Raw genomic sequence first — 16,720 nt, forward strand, 5'->3', positions numbered from 1 at the left:
GTCCTCCTGATTGGATTTAAGCAACCATAAACGGAATGGGCGCATGACGAATCCAAACGGTATCCGGCAAAGAGATCCCGCTACCGTGCTGATCACGGGGGCGACCGGTGGCATCGGAGCCGCCCTTGCCCGCGAGTACGCACAGTCCGGCGCTCGTACCCTGATCCTGCAAGGCCGCAACGAAGCGCGGCTACAGGAGCTGGCGACAGAATTTTCGGCCATGGGCGTGCACGTCGAGACCCGGGTACTGGACCTTCGAGACCATGAGGCACTGACCCGATGGCTGCAAGATGTGTGCGCGCGCAACGACCTTGATCTGGTCGTGGCCAACGCTGGCGTCAACATCGATGTCGGCCCGGCCAACGCCGGCGAAAACTGGCCGGACGTACTGCGTTTGCTGGATGTCAACGTGCGGGCCGTCTTCGCGACTGTGCATGGCGTATTGCCGAGCATGCGCGCGCGTCGCACCGGCCAGATTGCCTTGATCAGTTCGCTGGCCGCCTGGCGCGGCCTGCCCGAGACGCCCAGCTACAGCGCCAGCAAGGCGGCGGTAAAAGTCTATGGCGAGGCATTGCGCGATAACCTGGCCGGCGAGGGGGTGCGCATCAATGTCGTGATGCCCGGCTACGTCGAATCGCAAATGTGTTTTGACATGCCAGGCCCCAAACCCTTCTTGTGGGGCGCGCCCAAGGCAGCGCGTGTCATACGCCTGGGGCTGCGCGCCAATCGGTCGCGCATCAGTTTCCCTTTCCCGCTGAATCTCGGCTGCTTTTTGCTGGCTGTCATTCATCCCGCCGTGTCAGGCTGGATTCTGCGCAGGATGGGCTACGGTGCTTGAGTCGCTCTGGCTGCCTCTGCTGCCGCCCGTTGCAATCGGCCTGCTGCTTGGCTGGCTGATGGAATCCCTGCTGCTGCCCCGACCGGCCGCGCCCTGGCGGCGTCCGGCAGCCGCCAACCTGATACATGTCGCGGTTTGGCTCGTCGCGTTTGGGCTGGAGCTGGCCCTGTTTCGCAGGCCTTACTTCGCGGTGGTCAACGTCCTGGCGATTCAACTCGTGATCGTTCTGGTCAGCCGCGCGAAGTACCAGGCTTTGCAGGAACCGTTCGTTTACCCCGATTTCGAGTACTTCACGGACGCGATAAAACATCCCCGTTTGTACGTACCGTTTTTTGGCGTGTGGAATGCGCTGGCCGCTGCCGCGGGCTATGGCGTGGCGCTGTGGGCGGGACTGGCGTTGGAGCCATCGATCCTCAGTGGCGCCGACGGGTCACCAGCGGCGCCAGGCGTGGCGCCGTTGCCCTTGACCCTGCTGGTCATCGGTCTGTGCGTAGTGGGCGTATTGAGCGCCAAATGGGCTGGCCGGCGGGTGGTCGTGGATTTCGATGCGGACAACGATTTGCGGCGCCTGGGGTTGATCGCTGCCCTGTGGGCTTATGCGAAAGCAGAGCGTGAGCCCATCGCTTTCTTGCAGGAGCAGGCGCCATTCGCAGCTAAGGCAGTGGGCGTTCCGCTGACTGAGTTGCCTGATCTCGTGTGCATTCAGAGTGAATCGTTCTTCGATGTGCGGCGCGCCTTCCCGATCGTCAAAAAGGACGTGCTCTCTAATTTTGACCAACTCTGCGCTGAGTCTGTTGCGTATGGGCAGTTGGAGGTCGCGGCGAGGCTGACCTGCCCCCAGATTTAGTACGGCACCGACATAGAGCCCAGGGGTAAAAGACCTTCTTTCTGATGAGCCTGCACGAATTGCGCCGGCGTTAAATATCCGAGCGCGCTGTGAGGCCGATCGGTGTTGTACTCGACTCGCCAGTTTTCGATCAAGCTTTTAGCCTGTCGCAGGGACAAGAACCAGTGCTCGTTAAGGCATTCGTCGCGGAACTTGCCGTTGAAACTTTCGATATAAGCGTTCTCCACCGGCTTACCCGGCCGAATAAACGACAGCTTTACGCCTGCTTGGTAGGCCCAGGCGTCCAAGGCTCTTCCGGCGAACTCTGGCCCGTTGTCCACGGTAATAGATCGCGGCAGGCCACGCATCTCCGCCAGCCGTTGCAGCACCATGGCAACACGCAGTCCCGGCAACGACGTATCGACCTCGATGGCCAGGCATTCGCGAGTGTAGTCATCGACGATAGTCAAACAGCGGAATCGGCGGCCATAGGCTAGGCCGTCGGCCACAAAGTCCATTGACCAACTCTGATTCGGCGCGATTGCCGCTGGGCGAACCACGCGCTCGGTCATTAATGTCCTGACCGCCTCGCGTTTGGCCTGCGGGCTGACTACTTTCGGCTTAGCAGATCCTGAAGCGCCGCCTTGTCCAGCATCGACTCGGCCAACAGCTTCTTGAGCTTGTTGTTCTCCTGCTCCAGCTCCTTGAGCCTCTGAGCGTCCGACACCGTCATGCCACCGAACTTCGCCTTCCAGTTGTAGTACGTTGCCTCGGAGATTCCGTGCTTGCGGCACAACTCTGCGGGCTTGGCACCTGCATCGGCTTCCTTGAGCACGCCGATGATTTGCTCTTCCGTAAATCGTTTCTTCATTGCCATTCCTTTGGGAACGGACTCTACATCGATTTCGTACTAATCACGGGGAGCAGGTCACCCGCGCCTATGGGGTCACCGCGCCGACTGTGCGCAAATGGCTGGGCCGCTTCCTGGCTCAGGGCCAGGCGGGCTTGGCCGATGCGTCCTCGCGCCCGACGGTCTCGCCCCGAGCGATTGCGCCGGCCAAGGCGCTGGCTATCGTGGAGCTGCGCCGCAAGCGGCTGACCCAAGCGCGCATCGCCCAGGCGCTGGGCGTGTCAGCCAGCACCGTCAGCCGCGTCCTGGCCCGCGCCGGTCTGTCGCACCTGGCCGACCTGGAGCCGGCCGAGCCGGTGGTGCGCTACGAGCATCAGGCCCCCGGCGATCTGCTGCACATCGACATCAAGAAGCTGGGACGTATCCAGCGCCCTGGCCACCGGGTCACGGGCAACCGACGCGATACCGTTGAGGGGGCCGGCTGGGACTTCGTCTTCGTGGCCATCGATGACCACGCCCGCGTGGCCTTCACCGACATCCACCCCGACGAGCGCTTCCCCAGCGCCGTCCAGTTCCTCAAGGACGCAGTGGCCTACTACCAGCGCCTGGGCGTGACCATCCAGCGCTTGCTCACCGACAATGGCTCGGCCTTTCGCAGCCGCGCCTTCGCCGCGCTGTGCCATGAGCTGGGCATCAAGCACCGCTTTACCCGACCTTACCGCCCACAGACCAATGGCAAGGCCGAACGCTTCATCCAGTCGGCCTTGCGTGAGTGGGCTTACGCTCACACCTACCAGAACTCCCAACACCGAGCCGATGCCATGAAATCCTGGCTACACCACTACAACTGGCATCGACCCCACCAAGGCATCGGGCGCGCTGTACCCATCTCCAGACTCAACCTGGACGAATACAACCTATTGACAGTTCACAGCTAGGCGGCTGCGCCGGCGGACATGCCTCCACTAAATGATTGGAGTCTCCTCCGTGACCACAGTGCCGCCTGCGCCGTTTTGGCCAATGATTGGTGTTTTCTCAAAAGGCATATTGCGCATCCCGTATCTGGATGTCTTTTTGGGCCAGCCCGTGCAAGCCTGTAACCGACGCACACCAGTCACAGGCCTGAGCGCCATTGTTGGGTGGGGGATGCGGCCGAGCACGCACCACGCGCGCAACTACGCGCTGCGCCACGGCCTGCCTTTTTTTGCTCTGGAAGACGGCTTTCTGCGTTCTTATGCGCCGGGGCCGACGACGCCTCCGTTGTCGATGGTGATGGACGTGGAGGGTATTTACTACGACGCGTCGCGCCCCGGGACGCTGGCCATGATGCTGGAGTCCGACAAAGATCTGCTGGTGGGTCGCGTGCACGAAGTGCGCTGTGCGCGGGAGCTGATACTGGCGCATCGACTCAGCAAGTACAACCATGCGCCAGACGCGCCGGCCGGGAGACTGGGGGACGTGCGACTTGCTGTGCTGGTAGTGGATCAGACGCGTGGCGATATGAGTGTGCGGCAGGCAGGGGGATCGCCCGAGGTGTTCGAGACGATGTTGCGCGCGGCGATCCGGGAGAATCCTGGCTCCCGGATCTACGTCAAGACACATCCCGAAGTCAATGGCGGTCGTAAGGCGGGCTATCTGGGCACGATCGATGCCGATGTCAGCATACTGCACGAAGATCTCAACCCGCTTAGCCTGATGCCTATGGTCGACCGTGTGTACGTGGTGTCTTCGCACATGGGTTTCGAAGCGTTAATGGCCGGCAAACCGGTGACTTGTTTTGGCACGCCTTGGTATTCAGGATGGGGGCTGACCGATGATAGGCGGCGCGCGCTGCTGCGGGGACGTTCGCGCAGCATGGAAGAGCTGTTTGCCGCAGCTTACTTCGACTATACGCGCTATCTCAACCCGCACACGCATGAGCGAGGCACGATCTTCGACGTGATCGAGTGGCTGGTGCGGCAGCGCGAGCAGACCGCTCGCGAGCGGGGCCGCAGCATCGCCGTGGGTTTCCGGCGCTTGAAGGCATCAAACGTGCGGCCCTTGCTGGGTCTGGATGCGTCTCGGGTGCGTTTTGTACGCAATGTCGGCGAGGCCGTTGCCCTGAAGCCGGGTCCGCAGGATCGACTGATTATATGGGGGGCGGACCCCGCGCCGGAGCTGGCTTTGTTGGCCCGCAGCAGCGCGGCACGCCTGGTGCGTATGGAAGATGGTTTTTTGCGGTCGGTGGGACTGGGTTCGGATTTCGTGCCGCCATTGTCGCTGGTGCTGGACGAGCAGGGGCTGTATTTCGATCCGCGCCAGCCTTCGGCTTTGGAAACTCTGCTGAACACTCGCGCCTTCAGTGAAGACGATCTCGCGCGTGCCCGTGCAGTGCGCCAGACCATTGTCGAGCAGGGGCTAACCAAGTACAACGTTGAGCCGCGTCGGATGCCGGACTGGGATGCCGGCGGGCGCAAGGTGGTTCTGGTGCCGGGTCAGGTCGAAGACGATGCATCCATCCTCTCGGGATGCACGGCTGTTGCCACGAATCTAGCCTTGTTGCGCGAAGCCAGGATTGCCGAGCCGCAAGCCTACATCGTCTACAAACCGCATCCCGATGTCATGGTGAAGAACCGCGCCGGCTGGGTCTGCCTGGAGGAGGCGGCGCAATGGGCGGACCGAGTGGAGACGTGCTGTTCGGTCGTGAGCTGCATCGAAGCGGCGGACGCGGTACACACCATGACTTCGCTGTCCGGCTTCGACGCCCTCTTACGTGGCAAGAGCGTCACGGTATATGGCGCGCCGTTCTACGCAGGCTGGGGGTTGACTCGGGACCATCACCCGTTGCCGCGCCGCAAACGCGACCTGCAGCTCGATGAGCTAGTTGCCGGCGCGCTCTTGCATTACCCGCTGTATTGGGATCGGAAGTTCCAGGGCTACACGCGCTGCGAGTCCGCCATCGGTCAGCTCGCCCGGGCCCGCGAGCGCGCGCCGACGACACCTCGGCTGGCAGGGCGGCTACTCAGAAAAATTTGTATGTACGTCAAGGGCGAATTCCGGCTGCAGGGTTAAGCCGTCGCCACACAAAAAAGGGAGTTCGCACTGAAGGAAGGTGCGCGAAGCAGAGCAGTCGATGAAGCGTTCATTTTTATTTCTGCAGGGCGTGTGTTCGCCGTTTTTTGCGCGTATGGGGATGCGGTTGCGGGCCCTGGGACATGAGGTCGTCAAGGTGAACTTCACCGTGGGCGACACAGTGTATTGGCAAAAGGACGGGGCGGTGGCCTATCGTTCGGGAATGCCGGCCTTGTCGGCTTTCTATTCCGAGCTATTCGCTAGCCGGAGCATCACCGATGTCATGCTGTTCGGTGATTGCCGCCCGGTACATCGGCCTGCTGTTTTGCTGGCGCGCAGCAAGGGCGTGCGCGTCCATGTGTTTGATGAAGGATATTTTCGGCCTTATTGGGTGACGATGGAGCAGGGCGGGGTGAATGCGCATTCATCGTTGCCGCGCGATCCCCAGTGGTATTGCGATGCCGCCCGCAAAGTGCCCAGATATGGCAATGGCCTGCCGTTTGCATCTCCCTTCTGGCAACGCGCGGCTCATGACGTGGGATATAACGTCTGGGCCGGCCTGAATCCGCTGCTGTACCCGGGTTACTGCAGCCATGTCCCTCACAATCCGCTGGCGGAGTATCTCAGCTATGCGAGGCGCGGCTGGCGTGTTTATCGACGTCGGGGCGCCGATGCGCGGACCATCGCCAGTGTCGTGGCGGTCAGCGAACGGCAGCCGTTCTTCCTCTTTCCTCTGCAACTGGGCTCCGACGCCCAAATTCGGTGGCACTCCCCGTTCGAGGACATGCGCCATGCCTTGGGCCATGTGATGCGCTCTTTCGTGCGGCACGCGCCGGTGCGCACTGCGCTGGTAATCAAGAACCATCCCTTGGATCCTGGCTTCGTTGACTATCGAGCGTACACTCGGCGTCTTGCCGTCGAGTACGGCTTGCAAGACCGGGTGCACTATCTGGAGAGTGGGCATCTGCCCACCCTGCTGTCGCATGCAACCGGGGTGGTGACGATCAATAGCACCGTAGGCGGCTCCTCGTTGGCTCACGGATGTCCGACGATTGCGTTGGCACCCGCCATCTATTCCTTGCCAGGGCTCACGTTCCAGCATGGGCTAGACTGCTTCTGGACTGAATACTCCGTGCCCGAGGACGCGCTTTTCCATGCTTTCCGTAATGTGGTCATCCACGCTACCCAGATCAACGGAGGGTTCTACTGCCAGCGAGGCATCGATATGGCAGTGGAAAACGCTCTGCCCCGACTGTCGCAGCCGTGGGCAAGGCTGGATCCAGTTCTAGGAGCGTTGGAGCGCCAGTCGGAGCTGGCCAGTTCCTGATCTGGCCTGGCTTATTCGATGCACAGCGGCGGCAGGTTCTTGACGAGGTCGTCGATGGCCTTGATCTGCGCCAGATAGGGCTCCAATTGGGCGAGCGGCAGCGCGCTTGGGCCGTCGCACAGTGCGTTGGCCGGATCAGGATGGGCTTCCAGGAAGAGGCCGGCCAGGCCCAGGGCCATGGCCGAGCGTGCGAGTTGGGCGCTTTGCTGGCGCCGGCCGCCTGAGGCGGCTCCACCCGGGTCACGCTGTTGCAGGGCGTGGGTGACGTCGAAGATGACCGGCAGGCCGCCTGTGGTTTTTTTCATGACGTCAAACCCGAGCATGTCGACGACCAGGTTGTCGTAGCCGAAGCAGGTGCCGCGGTCGCAGAGAATGAGTGTCTCGTTGCCGGCTTCACGGAATTTTTCCGTGATGTGGACCATTTGCGAAGGGCTGAGAAACTGCGGTTTTTTGATGTTGATGACTTTGCCGGTCCGGGCCAGGGCGACGACCAGGTCGGTCTGGCGCGCCAGAAAGGCCGGCAGTTGCAGGACGTCGGCGACTTCGGCGACGACGGGGGCTTGCCAGGGTTCATGCACATCGGTGATGACAGGCACACCGAACTCCGCTTTGACCTTCTCGAAGATGCGCATGCCGGCTTCCAGGCCCGGGCCGCGGTACGAGTGGATGGAGGAGCGGTTGGCTTTGTCGAAGCTGGCCTTGAAGACGTAGGGGATGCCCAGTTTCTGGGTGACACGCACATATTCGGCGCAGGCGTTGAGGGCCAGGTCTTCGGATTCCAGGACATTGATGCCGCCAAAGAGCACAAGGGGCGATTCGTTGGCGCAGCGGATGGTGTCCGTGATGTGAATGCTGAGCGTCATTTGGATTCTCGGTTCAGAGCAGGGCTTTCAATTTGCGGATGGTTTGCTGAATTTGTTCTTCGGTGTGCATGAATGATATGAAAAAGCGCAGACGAGCGACTTTCTCGGGCACGGCCGGGTAAAGAATGGGTTGGACGTTGATGCCCTGTTCGAACAACTGGGCCGACAGGCGGGTTGCCTTGAGCGAGCTGCCGACGATGACAGGCACGACGGCCAGGCCTTCGCTGGTGCCGGTGTCCAGCCCGGCGGCACGCGCCTGTGTCAGAAACTGCCTGCCGCGGGTCTGCAGGACCCGGGCCCGTTCGGGCACGTCATGCATGCGCTTGAGCGCCGCGAGCGCGGCGGCGGCCACCGGCGGCGGCATGCCGACGCTGTACAGAAACCCCGGTGCCAGGAATTTCAGGTGTTCGACCAGGGCGCTTTCGCCGGCGATATAGCCGCCGCAGGCGGCCAGGGTTTTGCTGAGGGTACCCATCCAGATGTCGACGTCGCCGCCATCCAGGTTGAAGTGCTCGCGAATGCCCAGGCCGCGCGGGCCCATGACGCCCAGGGAGTGCGCTTCGTCGACCATGAGGAAGCAGCGATGGCGACGCTTGAGCTCGATGAAGCGCGGCAGGTCGGGGTAGTCGCCGTCCATGCTGTAGATGCCTTCGAGCACGATGAGGACGCGCTCGAACTGGTGGCGCTGTTCGTCGAGCAGGTTGTCCAGCGTGCTCCAGTCATTGTGCGGAAAGGGCAGGCGCCGGGCACCAGACAGTTGGATGCCTTGCAGGATGCTGTTGTGGATCAGCTCGTCATGCAGGATGAGGTCGCGCGGGCCGAACAAGTGGCCGATGGTCGATACGTTGGTGGCGTGGCCGCTGACGAAGGTGACGGCGTCGTCCACGCCATACAGGCGCGCGATCTCGAGCTCCAGTTCGCGGTGAATCGGGCGCTCGCCCGAGACCAGGCGGCTGGCCGAGACCGACGTGCCATAACGATCGATGGCTTGCTTGGCCGCGTCGTTGACGATGGGGTCGCCGGACAAGCCCAGGTAGTTGTAGCTGGAGTAGTTGATGTAGGTCTGGCCGCCGATGCGTGTCTGGTCGCTGGCGGTGCCTTCATGCAGCTTGAAGAACGGATTCTGCAGGCCGAGCCGGGCGGCGCCATCGTTGAGGATGCGCAATTGCTTGTAGCTGGGATGCAGATGAAATTTATAGAACTCTTCCGCAATGGCATGCCGGTGGCTGCTCGGGCGAGGCGCGGCCGCGGCGTCCACAGCAGGCGCGGCCTGGCGCAGCTTGCGCTCCAGGGCCTGCTGTATCAACTTGTCTTTCAGCCCCGCCGCCAGGCCGGGTAGTTTGGGTTTGCTCACGATGCGGATAGGTACAGGGCAAATCGGCCAGGCCCGGGTCTGTTGACCCGGGCCTGGCCGGAAAGGGTTTACTGAATCATACGCTGCGGGCCGTCGGCCTCGCCGCTTTTGAGGTCCGCGACGAACGCGTCGATGGCAGTGGCCGAAACATCTGCGGCGTGATCCGCCACCAACTTCTCGACGGTCGAGGCGACGTGGTCGCCTGGCGTGGCGGCGGGCTCTCCGCGCAACAGCAAAATGAGACGGCCGGCCAGTTTGTTGACGGTCGGGCTTTCGGACAAGGCCATGACGGGTAACCGGATGCCGAAGCGGTTTTCCAGCGCGACGATGAGTTCCACCCCGATCAGCGAATCCAGGCCCATGTCGTAGATCGACCGCTCCGGGTCGATCTTGTCGGCGGAAACGCGCAGGATCTCGCCGATTTCGGTCTTGAGCATGTCGCCAAAGGCGGCCTGCAGCGCCGTGTCGTCCAGCGTGGCCAGCAGATGAGCGATGTCATTGGCGTCGCCAGCATCGTGGTCGCTGTCTCCTGCGCGGCGAGCCAGGCTGCTGAACTTGGGGGCGCTGGCCGTGGGCAGGAAGCGGTTCAGGGCGTGCCAGTCCAACTCCAGAACGGCCAGGCCGTTGCTGCGAGTCTGCAGCATGACCTCCAGCGCGGCCAGCGCCTCGCCTGAAGGAATGGCCGAGCCGCCCATGCGGCTTTGCAGGGCGTCGCGGATGGCTTCATTGCGCGCCAGAAAGCCGACATCGTCGATGGCGCCCCAGCGCACGCAGGTCGCGGGCAGGCCGCTGGCGCGGCGGTGCATGGCCAGGGCTTCCAGCCACATATTGGCGGCGACGTAGTTGCTCTGCCCAGGGTTGCCGAACAGGGTGGTGGCCGACGAGTAGTAGACGCAGAAATCGAGTGCCGCGTCGCGGGTGAGCGCATGCAGGTGATAGGCCCCCAGCACTTTGGCGGCCATGGTACGTTCGATCTGCGCGGCGCAGGTATTGCGCGCCAGGCCGTCGTCGATCACCACGGCGGCATGCACCAGCCCGCGCAGGGGCGGCATGCTGCGGCCGGTGTGGGCCAGCAGTTTCTGCAAGGCATCGCGGTCGGTGACGTCGCAGGCCGCCGCATGTACCGACACGCCCGCAGCCTTGAAGGCAGCAAGGGCTTCCTTGGCCTGGTCGCTCTGGGGGCCGCTGCGGCTGATGAGGATGAGGTGCCGGGCGCCTTTTTCGACCAGCCATTGCGCGGTGCGCAGCCCGAAACCGCCCAGGCCTCCCGTGACCAGATAGCTGGCATCGGCGGCCAGGACCAGCGGCTCGGCGGGCGGGTCGGCCGGCCGGTGCAGGCGCCGGATGCCATGGCGGTACGTCACAACGATCTTGCCGATCTGGCGCGCCTGCTGCATGTAGCGGAAGGCGTCTACCACGTCGTTGGCGTCAAACACGGTGTAGGGCAGGGGGTGCAGTGCGCCGTCGGCGAACAATTGCATCATCTCGCCGAACAGGCGCTGCGTCAGGTCGGGGCGTTCGTTCATCAGCTGATCGGCGTCGATACCGAAATAACTGATGTTGTTGCGGAACGGGCGCAGACCGATGCGGGTGTTTTCGTAGAAGTCGCGCTTGCCCAGTTCCAGGAAGCGGCCAAAGGGCCGCAGGACCTGGAGATTGCGGTTGATGGCTTCGCCAGCCAGGGAGTTGAGCACGACGTCCACGCCTTGGCCGCCGGTCTCGGCCAGGATCTCGTCGGCGTAGGCCAGCGAACGCGAGTCGTAGACGTGGGCCACGCCCATCATGCGCAGGAAATCCCGTTTTTCTTCGGAGCCGGCCGTCGCATAGATATCGGCACCCAGCCATTGGGCCAATTGGATGGCTGCAATGCCCACGCCGCCCGCGGCACCGTGGATGAGGATTTTTTCGCCTTCCTGCAGGTGCGCCAGGTGATGCAAGGCGTAGTAGACCGTGAAGAAGGTGCTGGGGATGGTGGCCGCCGCTTCAAAAGAGAAGTTGGCCGGAATCCGCGAGATGGCGGCCGCGCGCGTGAGCACGCGGTCACCAAAGCTGGCCGGGCCGAAGCCCACGACCGCTTCGCCCACGCGGTATTGCGTCACGGCCGGGCCGATCCGGCTCACCACGCCGGCGAACTCCAGGCCAAGGCTGGGGCCGGCAAAGCCGTTTTCGATGGCTTCGTCGGACAGCAGCCCAAGCGAATACATCACGTCGCGGAAGTTCAGCCCGGTGGCGTGGATCTGGACCTCGATCTGATCATCCTGGGGGGCGGCCGCGGTGTAGCTTTCCCAGCGCAGATTGCGCAACTGGCCGGGAAAGGAAAACCCCAGGCGGCTGGCATTGGGAGTGGCGGGGCTGGGGCTTAGCGGCCTTGGGGGGGGGGCACCACCCGCAGGCGCGGGGCAAAACGCTCGCCCAGCGCGCCAAACAGCACCTCGTCTTCGGCGTCGGGGTAGCGCACCTCGCGGGCAAGCGCGGCAATGGCGGCGGTGCCTTGCGGCAGATCCGCCAGCCGGATGCGGTAATTGGAGGCTTCGTTGGCCAGCGTGCGCCCGTAGCCCCAGAGGGCCGCGTCGCCGATGGCCGGGTCTTGAGGGGTGCCGCCGCCCATGGAGACCCCGGCGTTGCGGGTGACGATCCAGATCGTGGCGGCTGTCGCGGTGCGTTCGCAGGCCTGCGTGAGCGCGGCGGCCAACGCGCAACGCTGGACCTGCGCGTGCAGGCGGGCGGCATCGTCGGCGCTATCCGCTCCCCAGCCGTCCAGCAGCAGGATGTCGTGCAACGGGCCATGCCGGTTCTGTGTGTCCTGAATGAGGGCATCCAGTTGATCGGCTGTGTTGCCCGAAGCGAGCTGGCTGAGTTGGCCCTGCGCCTGCAGCTCGGTGTGCAGGGCCTGGGCCAGGGCCTGGTCAGGCCCGGCTGCGCTGGCCAAGATCAGTTGGCGGCGGATATCGGCCGCCGGGACAAGGGGCTGCGCCGCAGGCAGACTGGCAAGCAGCAGATAGGCACCCGTATAGGGGCTGGCGGTCAGTTCGATGACGGGTTCGCAAGCCAGGCCCTGGTCATGCAGCCATTGCTGCCAGCGGCTGGCCGGCGGCAAGGCCGTGACGTTGTCGGCGCCTTGCCACCATTGCGGGCGGCCGCCAAAGACGAAGTCCAGCCAGGGCGAAGGATGGGTGCCTCGCAACAGCAGTTTGCCGTCCGGTTTGAGGCTGGCGCGCGCGTAGTTCAAGGCCTGCTGGCAGGCATGCAGGGTGTCGAATTCGCAGTGGACAATGATCAGGTCATAGCGCGCTGCGGGCGAGGCAAGGGTCTCGTCGTTCAGCAGTATCGCGCTGGCATCGGGGAAGCTGTCCATCAGCGCGTGGCGGGCGTCATCGATGGCCTGGCTGTCTGGGCAGGCATAGCTATAGTCGGCCACGCCAAAGTCCATCGACGCGCAGCAGGCCGGCCCGATCAACGGCGCGCCTTGCGCGATCTCCAGAACGGCGGCGAGTTGCTGTCCGGTTTCCGCGCCCAGCAGCAGGCGGCTGACGGCAGTCGGTGTCACCGCAAGCGGGATGATGTCGTCGACCTCGGCCTTGCCTTGCAAAAGGGCAGTCAAATGCTGGCCGACGCGGCCGGCGGCGTAGATGGCCGGGAAGTAATCGGGGTACTCGCGCAGCAGGCTGTTCCAGATGTCGGCTGCGGTTGGCTGGCCTTCCTCGTCAGGGGGCAAGGTCCAGCCGGTGGGCGCGGGCTGCGCTACACCGGCGGCCACGCAACGCTGCAACACGTGCTCGAACAGCGCCACCGTCTGCGGGGCGCGACGCAGACGCCGCTCGATGAGCGCCGCCGACAGTGTCAGCCCGCCCGAGGCCTGGGCGCGCAAGGCTTCCAGCGACAGCCGGTCGCACAGGCTCTCGAGCAAGGGGTCGACCTCTTGCGCATACCGGTCGTTGGCGCGTTGCGCGGTCGTCTCGAGCATGCGCTCGATGTCGCGCAGCAGAGCGCTCGTCTGCAGCGGGTTGTCCGCCGCCGGCGCCAGCGGATGGGGGCGGGGCGTGAGCACGCAGTCGATGACGTCCAGGTGCTCGCCTGCGCCTTTGCTCAGCCGGATGCTGCGAAAGCGCGCGTCGCGCACACTGGCCAGGGGCCGGCCCTGGGCATCGAACAGAACGAAGTCCGCTGTCAGGGAGTGCGGAGCACGCCGCCGCAGGCGTGCGCGTGCATAGCTGGGTTGGCCTTGCCCGGCATGCAGGCTCAGGCGGCCAATCTTGGCCGGCACGAAAGCGATGCCCTGCCCGATGGCCGGATCATCCTTGAGCAACTGAATAATGAGTTGGAAGCTGCAATCCAGAAGCGCCGGATGCAGATGCGTGCTGGCCAGTTCGGCGGCCAGGCTGGCGTCGGGTTGCAGGACGGCGAGTACGCTGTCGGCGGATTCGTTCCAGCCATGCGCGACGGCGCGGAAAGCCGTGCCATAGTCCAGGCCGACCGCGCGCGTGAGGCGCTCGTGGTCATGCCGGTCGAAGTCGGGCGGGCGCGTCGGGATGTTCAGCGCAGGGATCTGGCCTAAGCCGATCGCGCCGGCCTCTTGGCGGATGCGGCCGCTGGCGTGGGGTGTCCAGGGCTCTTGGCTGCCTTGCTCGCGCGCCAGGATACGAAACCGGCCATCGGCCTCGTCCAGTTCAAAACGCAGACGCTTGCTGGGCGAGGCCGCCAGCAAGAGCGGCGCCCGGATTTCCAGCTCTTCGATATCGGCGTAGTCGCCGGGATGGGATTGCAGGGCAGCGGCCAGGGCCAGCTCGGCAAAACCTGTGCCGGGAAAGACGACGGCCTCGCCCACGACGTGGTCGGCCAGCGATGGCTGCAACTGGGTGTCGAGCACGTTCTCCCACAGCCCGGGGTGCTGCGCATGGCGATAGCCCAGCAGCGGATGGGCGCGCTTGCGCGTGAGCAGCAAGGGCGACTCGGCTGTGATGGCATGCCAGTGACGCTCGCGCTGCCAGGGGTAGGCGGGCAGGTTGGCGTGCTCGCCTTGCCAGGGAAAGAGCGTGCCCCAATCGACATCGGCGCCGCTGAGGATCAGTTGCGCGGCCACGTCGTGGATTTTTTCGGGGTCATCGCTGCCGCGCGACGCCGTGATCAGGATGCGGCCCGTCGCCCCGGCGGTATGCAGGGCATCCTTGAGATAACCTCGCAGGACGGGGTGAGGGCCGATTTCCACGAAGCTATTGAACCCGTCGGCGATGGCCGATGCGCAGGCGGGCTCAAACAGCACGGGCAGGCGCACGTTGCGCCACCAGTAGGCGGCATTGAGCGCCCGCCCGGGTTAGGCCTGGCCGCTGACGGAAGAGTAAAAAGGGATATTCACGTCGCGCGGCTTGATGTCGGCCAGCGACTGTTGGATGCCACCTTCGATGGGGTCCATCGCCGCGCTATGGAAGGCATAGTCCAGGCTCAGACGGCGATGGAAGATGCTGCGCTCGCCAAGCGCGGCCTCCAAGACGTCGAGCAAGGCCGGATCGCCTGCCACGGTCGCGCCGCGGTAACTGTTGGCTCCGGCTATGGACAGGCCACGGCCCAGTTTCAGTTCGGCAATCAGGGCCTCGGTTTCCGCGGCGCTGATGCCCACGGCCGTCATGCGGCCCTTGCCCTTGGTCAGCCCTTGCAGCCGGCTGCGGTGGTAGATGACACGCACGGCATCGGGCAGCGACAGGGCGCCGCAGGCCCAGACAGCGGCGACTTCGCCCACGCTATGCCCCATCGTCGCGGCCGGAACCACGCCGCGTTGCGCCAGCATGCGGGTGATGCCGACCTGCAGCGCAAACAAGGTCGGCTGTGCGATTTCGGTGAAGTCATAGCGCTCATTGGCGCTGAGGCTGCTCAGCTCGGCGGCAGGCGAGAAGTCGGCATGTTCGGAAAACAGCGCATCGACTTCGTGCACGGCCGACGCAAACACCGGGTCGGCCATGAGGCGCTTGCCCATGCCCGCCCATTGCGAGCCATTGCCCGAGTAGACAAACACCGGGCCGCGCGCGTCAGCCTGCACGGTTTCGGTGGCGACCCGGTATTTGGGCGCGCGGTCCTCGGCCAGCAACTGCAGGTCATCGGCGGCGCGCAGCCTGTCGCTGGCAAACACCAGGGCGCGATGCGGCTGCCAGTCGCGCCGTAACGCGGCGTGATACGCCACGTCGTAGAGCGGGCGGACGGTGTCCTGCCGCAGGCGCTGGGCCATGGCGGCGGCGGCGTCCCGCAAGGCTTGTTGTGTCTTGCCACTGACGATCAACGGAACGGGTGCGTTCTTGACCAGCTTGGTGGCCGAGGGTTCGGCCACGCAGGGCGGGCTTTCGAGGATGACGTGCGCGTTGGCGCCGCCAAAGCCGAAGGAGTTCACGCCGATGGTGAGCTTGCCTTGCGGCTTGAGGGGGCGGTTCTGCGTGGCGACCTCGATGTTCCAGTCGTCAAACGCAATGTTGGGGTTGAGCGTGCGCACGCCGATGGTCGCTGGCACCACACGGTGATTCAACGCGTAAATGGCCTTGACCAGCCCGGCCACGCCCGAGGCGGGCTCCAGGTGGCCGAGGTTGCTCTTGACGGACCCGATGGGCAGGGGTTGCGTGACCGGGCGGCGCTTGCCTAGTGCCGCGCCGATAGCGCGGGTTTCGATCGGGTCGCCGACCGAGGTGCCCGTGCCATGGGCTTCGAGATAGTCGAGTTCGGCCGGCGAAATGCCGGCTTGCGCGTAGACGTGGCGCAGCAAGTCGGCCTGCGCTTCGGCGCTGGGCACGGTCAGGCCGGCTTTGCGGCCATCGGTGTTGATCGCGGTGGCCGCCACGACGGCCAGGATGCGGTCGCCGTCGGCGAGGGCCTGGTCATAGTCTTTGAGGACGAAGATGCCGCCGCCTTCCGAGCGCACGTATCCATCGCCGGAGGCGTCGAACACATTGCACTGGCCGCTGGGCGAGAGCATGGACGCTTTCGAGAAGGTAATGAAACCGTAGGGGTGCAAATGCAGGCTGATGCCACCGGTCAACGCGTAGGTGCACTCTCCGCTTTGAATGGCGCGGCAGGCCTGGTGAAGCGCCACCATCGACGAGGAGCAGGCCGTGTCCAGCGCAATGCTGGGGCCGCGCAGATCAAAAAAATACGACAGGCGATTGGCGGCGATGCTGGCGGTGTTGCCGGTGGCCGTGGACGCGTCGATGGCCCCCAGGTCTTCCGACATCCGATAGGCATAGTCGGCGCTGGAAATGCCGATGTACACGCCGCAGTTGGAGCCGCGCAGGTGGGTGGGTTTGACGCCGGCGTCCTCCAGCGCCTCCCAGCTCATCTCCAGCAACAGCCGTTGTTGCGGATCCATGAGCGAGGCTTCGCGTGGCGAAATACCAAAAAAATTGGCGTCGAACTGGGATACATCCCCCAGAGAACCTGCTGCACGCGTATAGGCGGAGCCTGGGTGGTTCTTGTCAGGATGCAGATAGGCATCCTCGGACCAGCGTGTTGCGTCGACCTGGGTGATCAGGTTTTTGCCATCGAGCAGGTCGGACCAATAGTGTTCGGTGCTGGTCCCCGGAAAACGGAAGGCCAGGCCGATGATCGCTACGCGTTTAGTCATGTAAGGTCTTTTCC

7 protein-coding genes and 2 pseudogenes are annotated in these 16,720 nt (G+C 64.2%); 5 read left to right on the plus strand and 4 right to left on the minus strand.

Annotation, left to right across the window (positions count from 1 at the left end):
• The first annotated feature begins 43 nt into the window (after positions 1-43).
• Both LK440_RS02180 and LK440_RS02185 read left to right on the plus strand, forming a co-directional pair.
• Complete coding sequence (locus LK440_RS02180; RefSeq protein WP_005015806.1) at positions 44-838, plus strand: SDR family NAD(P)-dependent oxidoreductase; 795 nt, start codon at positions 44-46, stop codon at positions 836-838.
• Positions 831-1,685, plus strand: a complete 855-nt coding sequence (locus LK440_RS02185) for an LTA synthase family protein (protein ID WP_005015804.1) — start codon at positions 831-833, stop codon at positions 1,683-1,685. The genes LK440_RS02180 and LK440_RS02185 overlap by 8 nt, the downstream gene beginning before the upstream one ends.
• Here the strand turns inward: LK440_RS02185 and LK440_RS02190 are convergent.
• A pseudogene (locus LK440_RS02190) lies at positions 1,682-2,535 on the minus strand (IS3 family transposase). The gene LK440_RS02185 and the pseudogene LK440_RS02190 sit on opposite strands and share 4 nt — an antisense overlap.
• Between LK440_RS02190 and LK440_RS02195 the strand changes: the two are divergent.
• From LK440_RS02195 to LK440_RS02205, 3 genes are all read left to right on the plus strand, one after another.
• A complete protein-coding gene (locus LK440_RS02195) occupies positions 2,535-3,452 on the plus strand; it encodes an IS481 family transposase (protein WP_370510778.1) in 918 nt (305 codons plus the stop codon). The pseudogene LK440_RS02190 and the gene LK440_RS02195 sit on opposite strands and share 1 nt — an antisense overlap.
• 109 nt (positions 3,453-3,561) lie before the next feature.
• Positions 3,562-5,565, plus strand: coding sequence for a capsular polysaccharide biosynthesis protein (locus tag LK440_RS02200; RefSeq protein ID WP_172583108.1), 2,004 nt, complete (start codon positions 3,562-3,564; stop codon positions 5,563-5,565).
• Positions 5,566-5,626: 61 nt separating this feature from the next.
• Positions 5,627-6,892 (plus strand): capsule biosynthesis protein, encoded by a 1,266-nt coding sequence (locus LK440_RS02205; protein ID WP_005015799.1) that lies wholly within the window; start codon positions 5,627-5,629, stop codon positions 6,890-6,892.
• An 11-nt stretch (positions 6,893-6,903) separates the two neighbouring features.
• Here the strand turns inward: LK440_RS02205 and kdsA are convergent, their stop codons facing one another.
• From kdsA to LK440_RS18165, 3 genes and pseudogenes are all read right to left on the minus strand, one after another.
• Positions 6,904-7,755 (minus strand): 3-deoxy-8-phosphooctulonate synthase, encoded by an 852-nt coding sequence (gene kdsA / locus LK440_RS02210; RefSeq protein ID WP_005015796.1) that lies wholly within the window; start codon positions 7,753-7,755, stop codon positions 6,904-6,906.
• Positions 7,756-7,768: 13 nt separating this feature from the next.
• Positions 7,769-9,109 carry an aminotransferase class I/II-fold pyridoxal phosphate-dependent enzyme gene (locus LK440_RS02215; RefSeq protein WP_005015794.1) on the minus strand — a complete coding sequence of 447 codons (1,341 nt, stop codon included), beginning with the start codon at positions 9,107-9,109 and terminating at the stop codon, positions 7,769-7,771.
• Positions 9,110-9,177: 68 nt separating this feature from the next.
• Positions 9,178-16,706 (minus strand): annotated as a pseudogene (locus tag LK440_RS18165) (SDR family NAD(P)-dependent oxidoreductase).
• Positions 16,707-16,720: the final 14 nt, after the last annotated feature.

This window comes from Bordetella holmesii, from assembly GCF_020735985.1.
Classification (GTDB): Bacteria; Pseudomonadota; Gammaproteobacteria; order Burkholderiales; family Burkholderiaceae_B; genus Bordetella; species Bordetella holmesii.

Bases quoted from the DNA above. Each gene is read 5' to 3' on its own strand.
- LK440_RS02180 (WP_005015806.1), top strand. From the start codon at position 44: ATGACGAATCCAAACGGTATCCGGCAAAGAGATCCCGCTACCGTGCTG.
- LK440_RS02205 (WP_005015799.1), top strand. From the start codon at position 5,627: ATGAAGCGTTCATTTTTATTTCTGCAGGGCGTGTGTTCGCCGTTTTTT.
- kdsA (WP_005015796.1), bottom strand. From the start codon at position 7,755: ATGACGCTCAGCATTCACATCACGGACACCATCCGCTGCGCCAACGAA.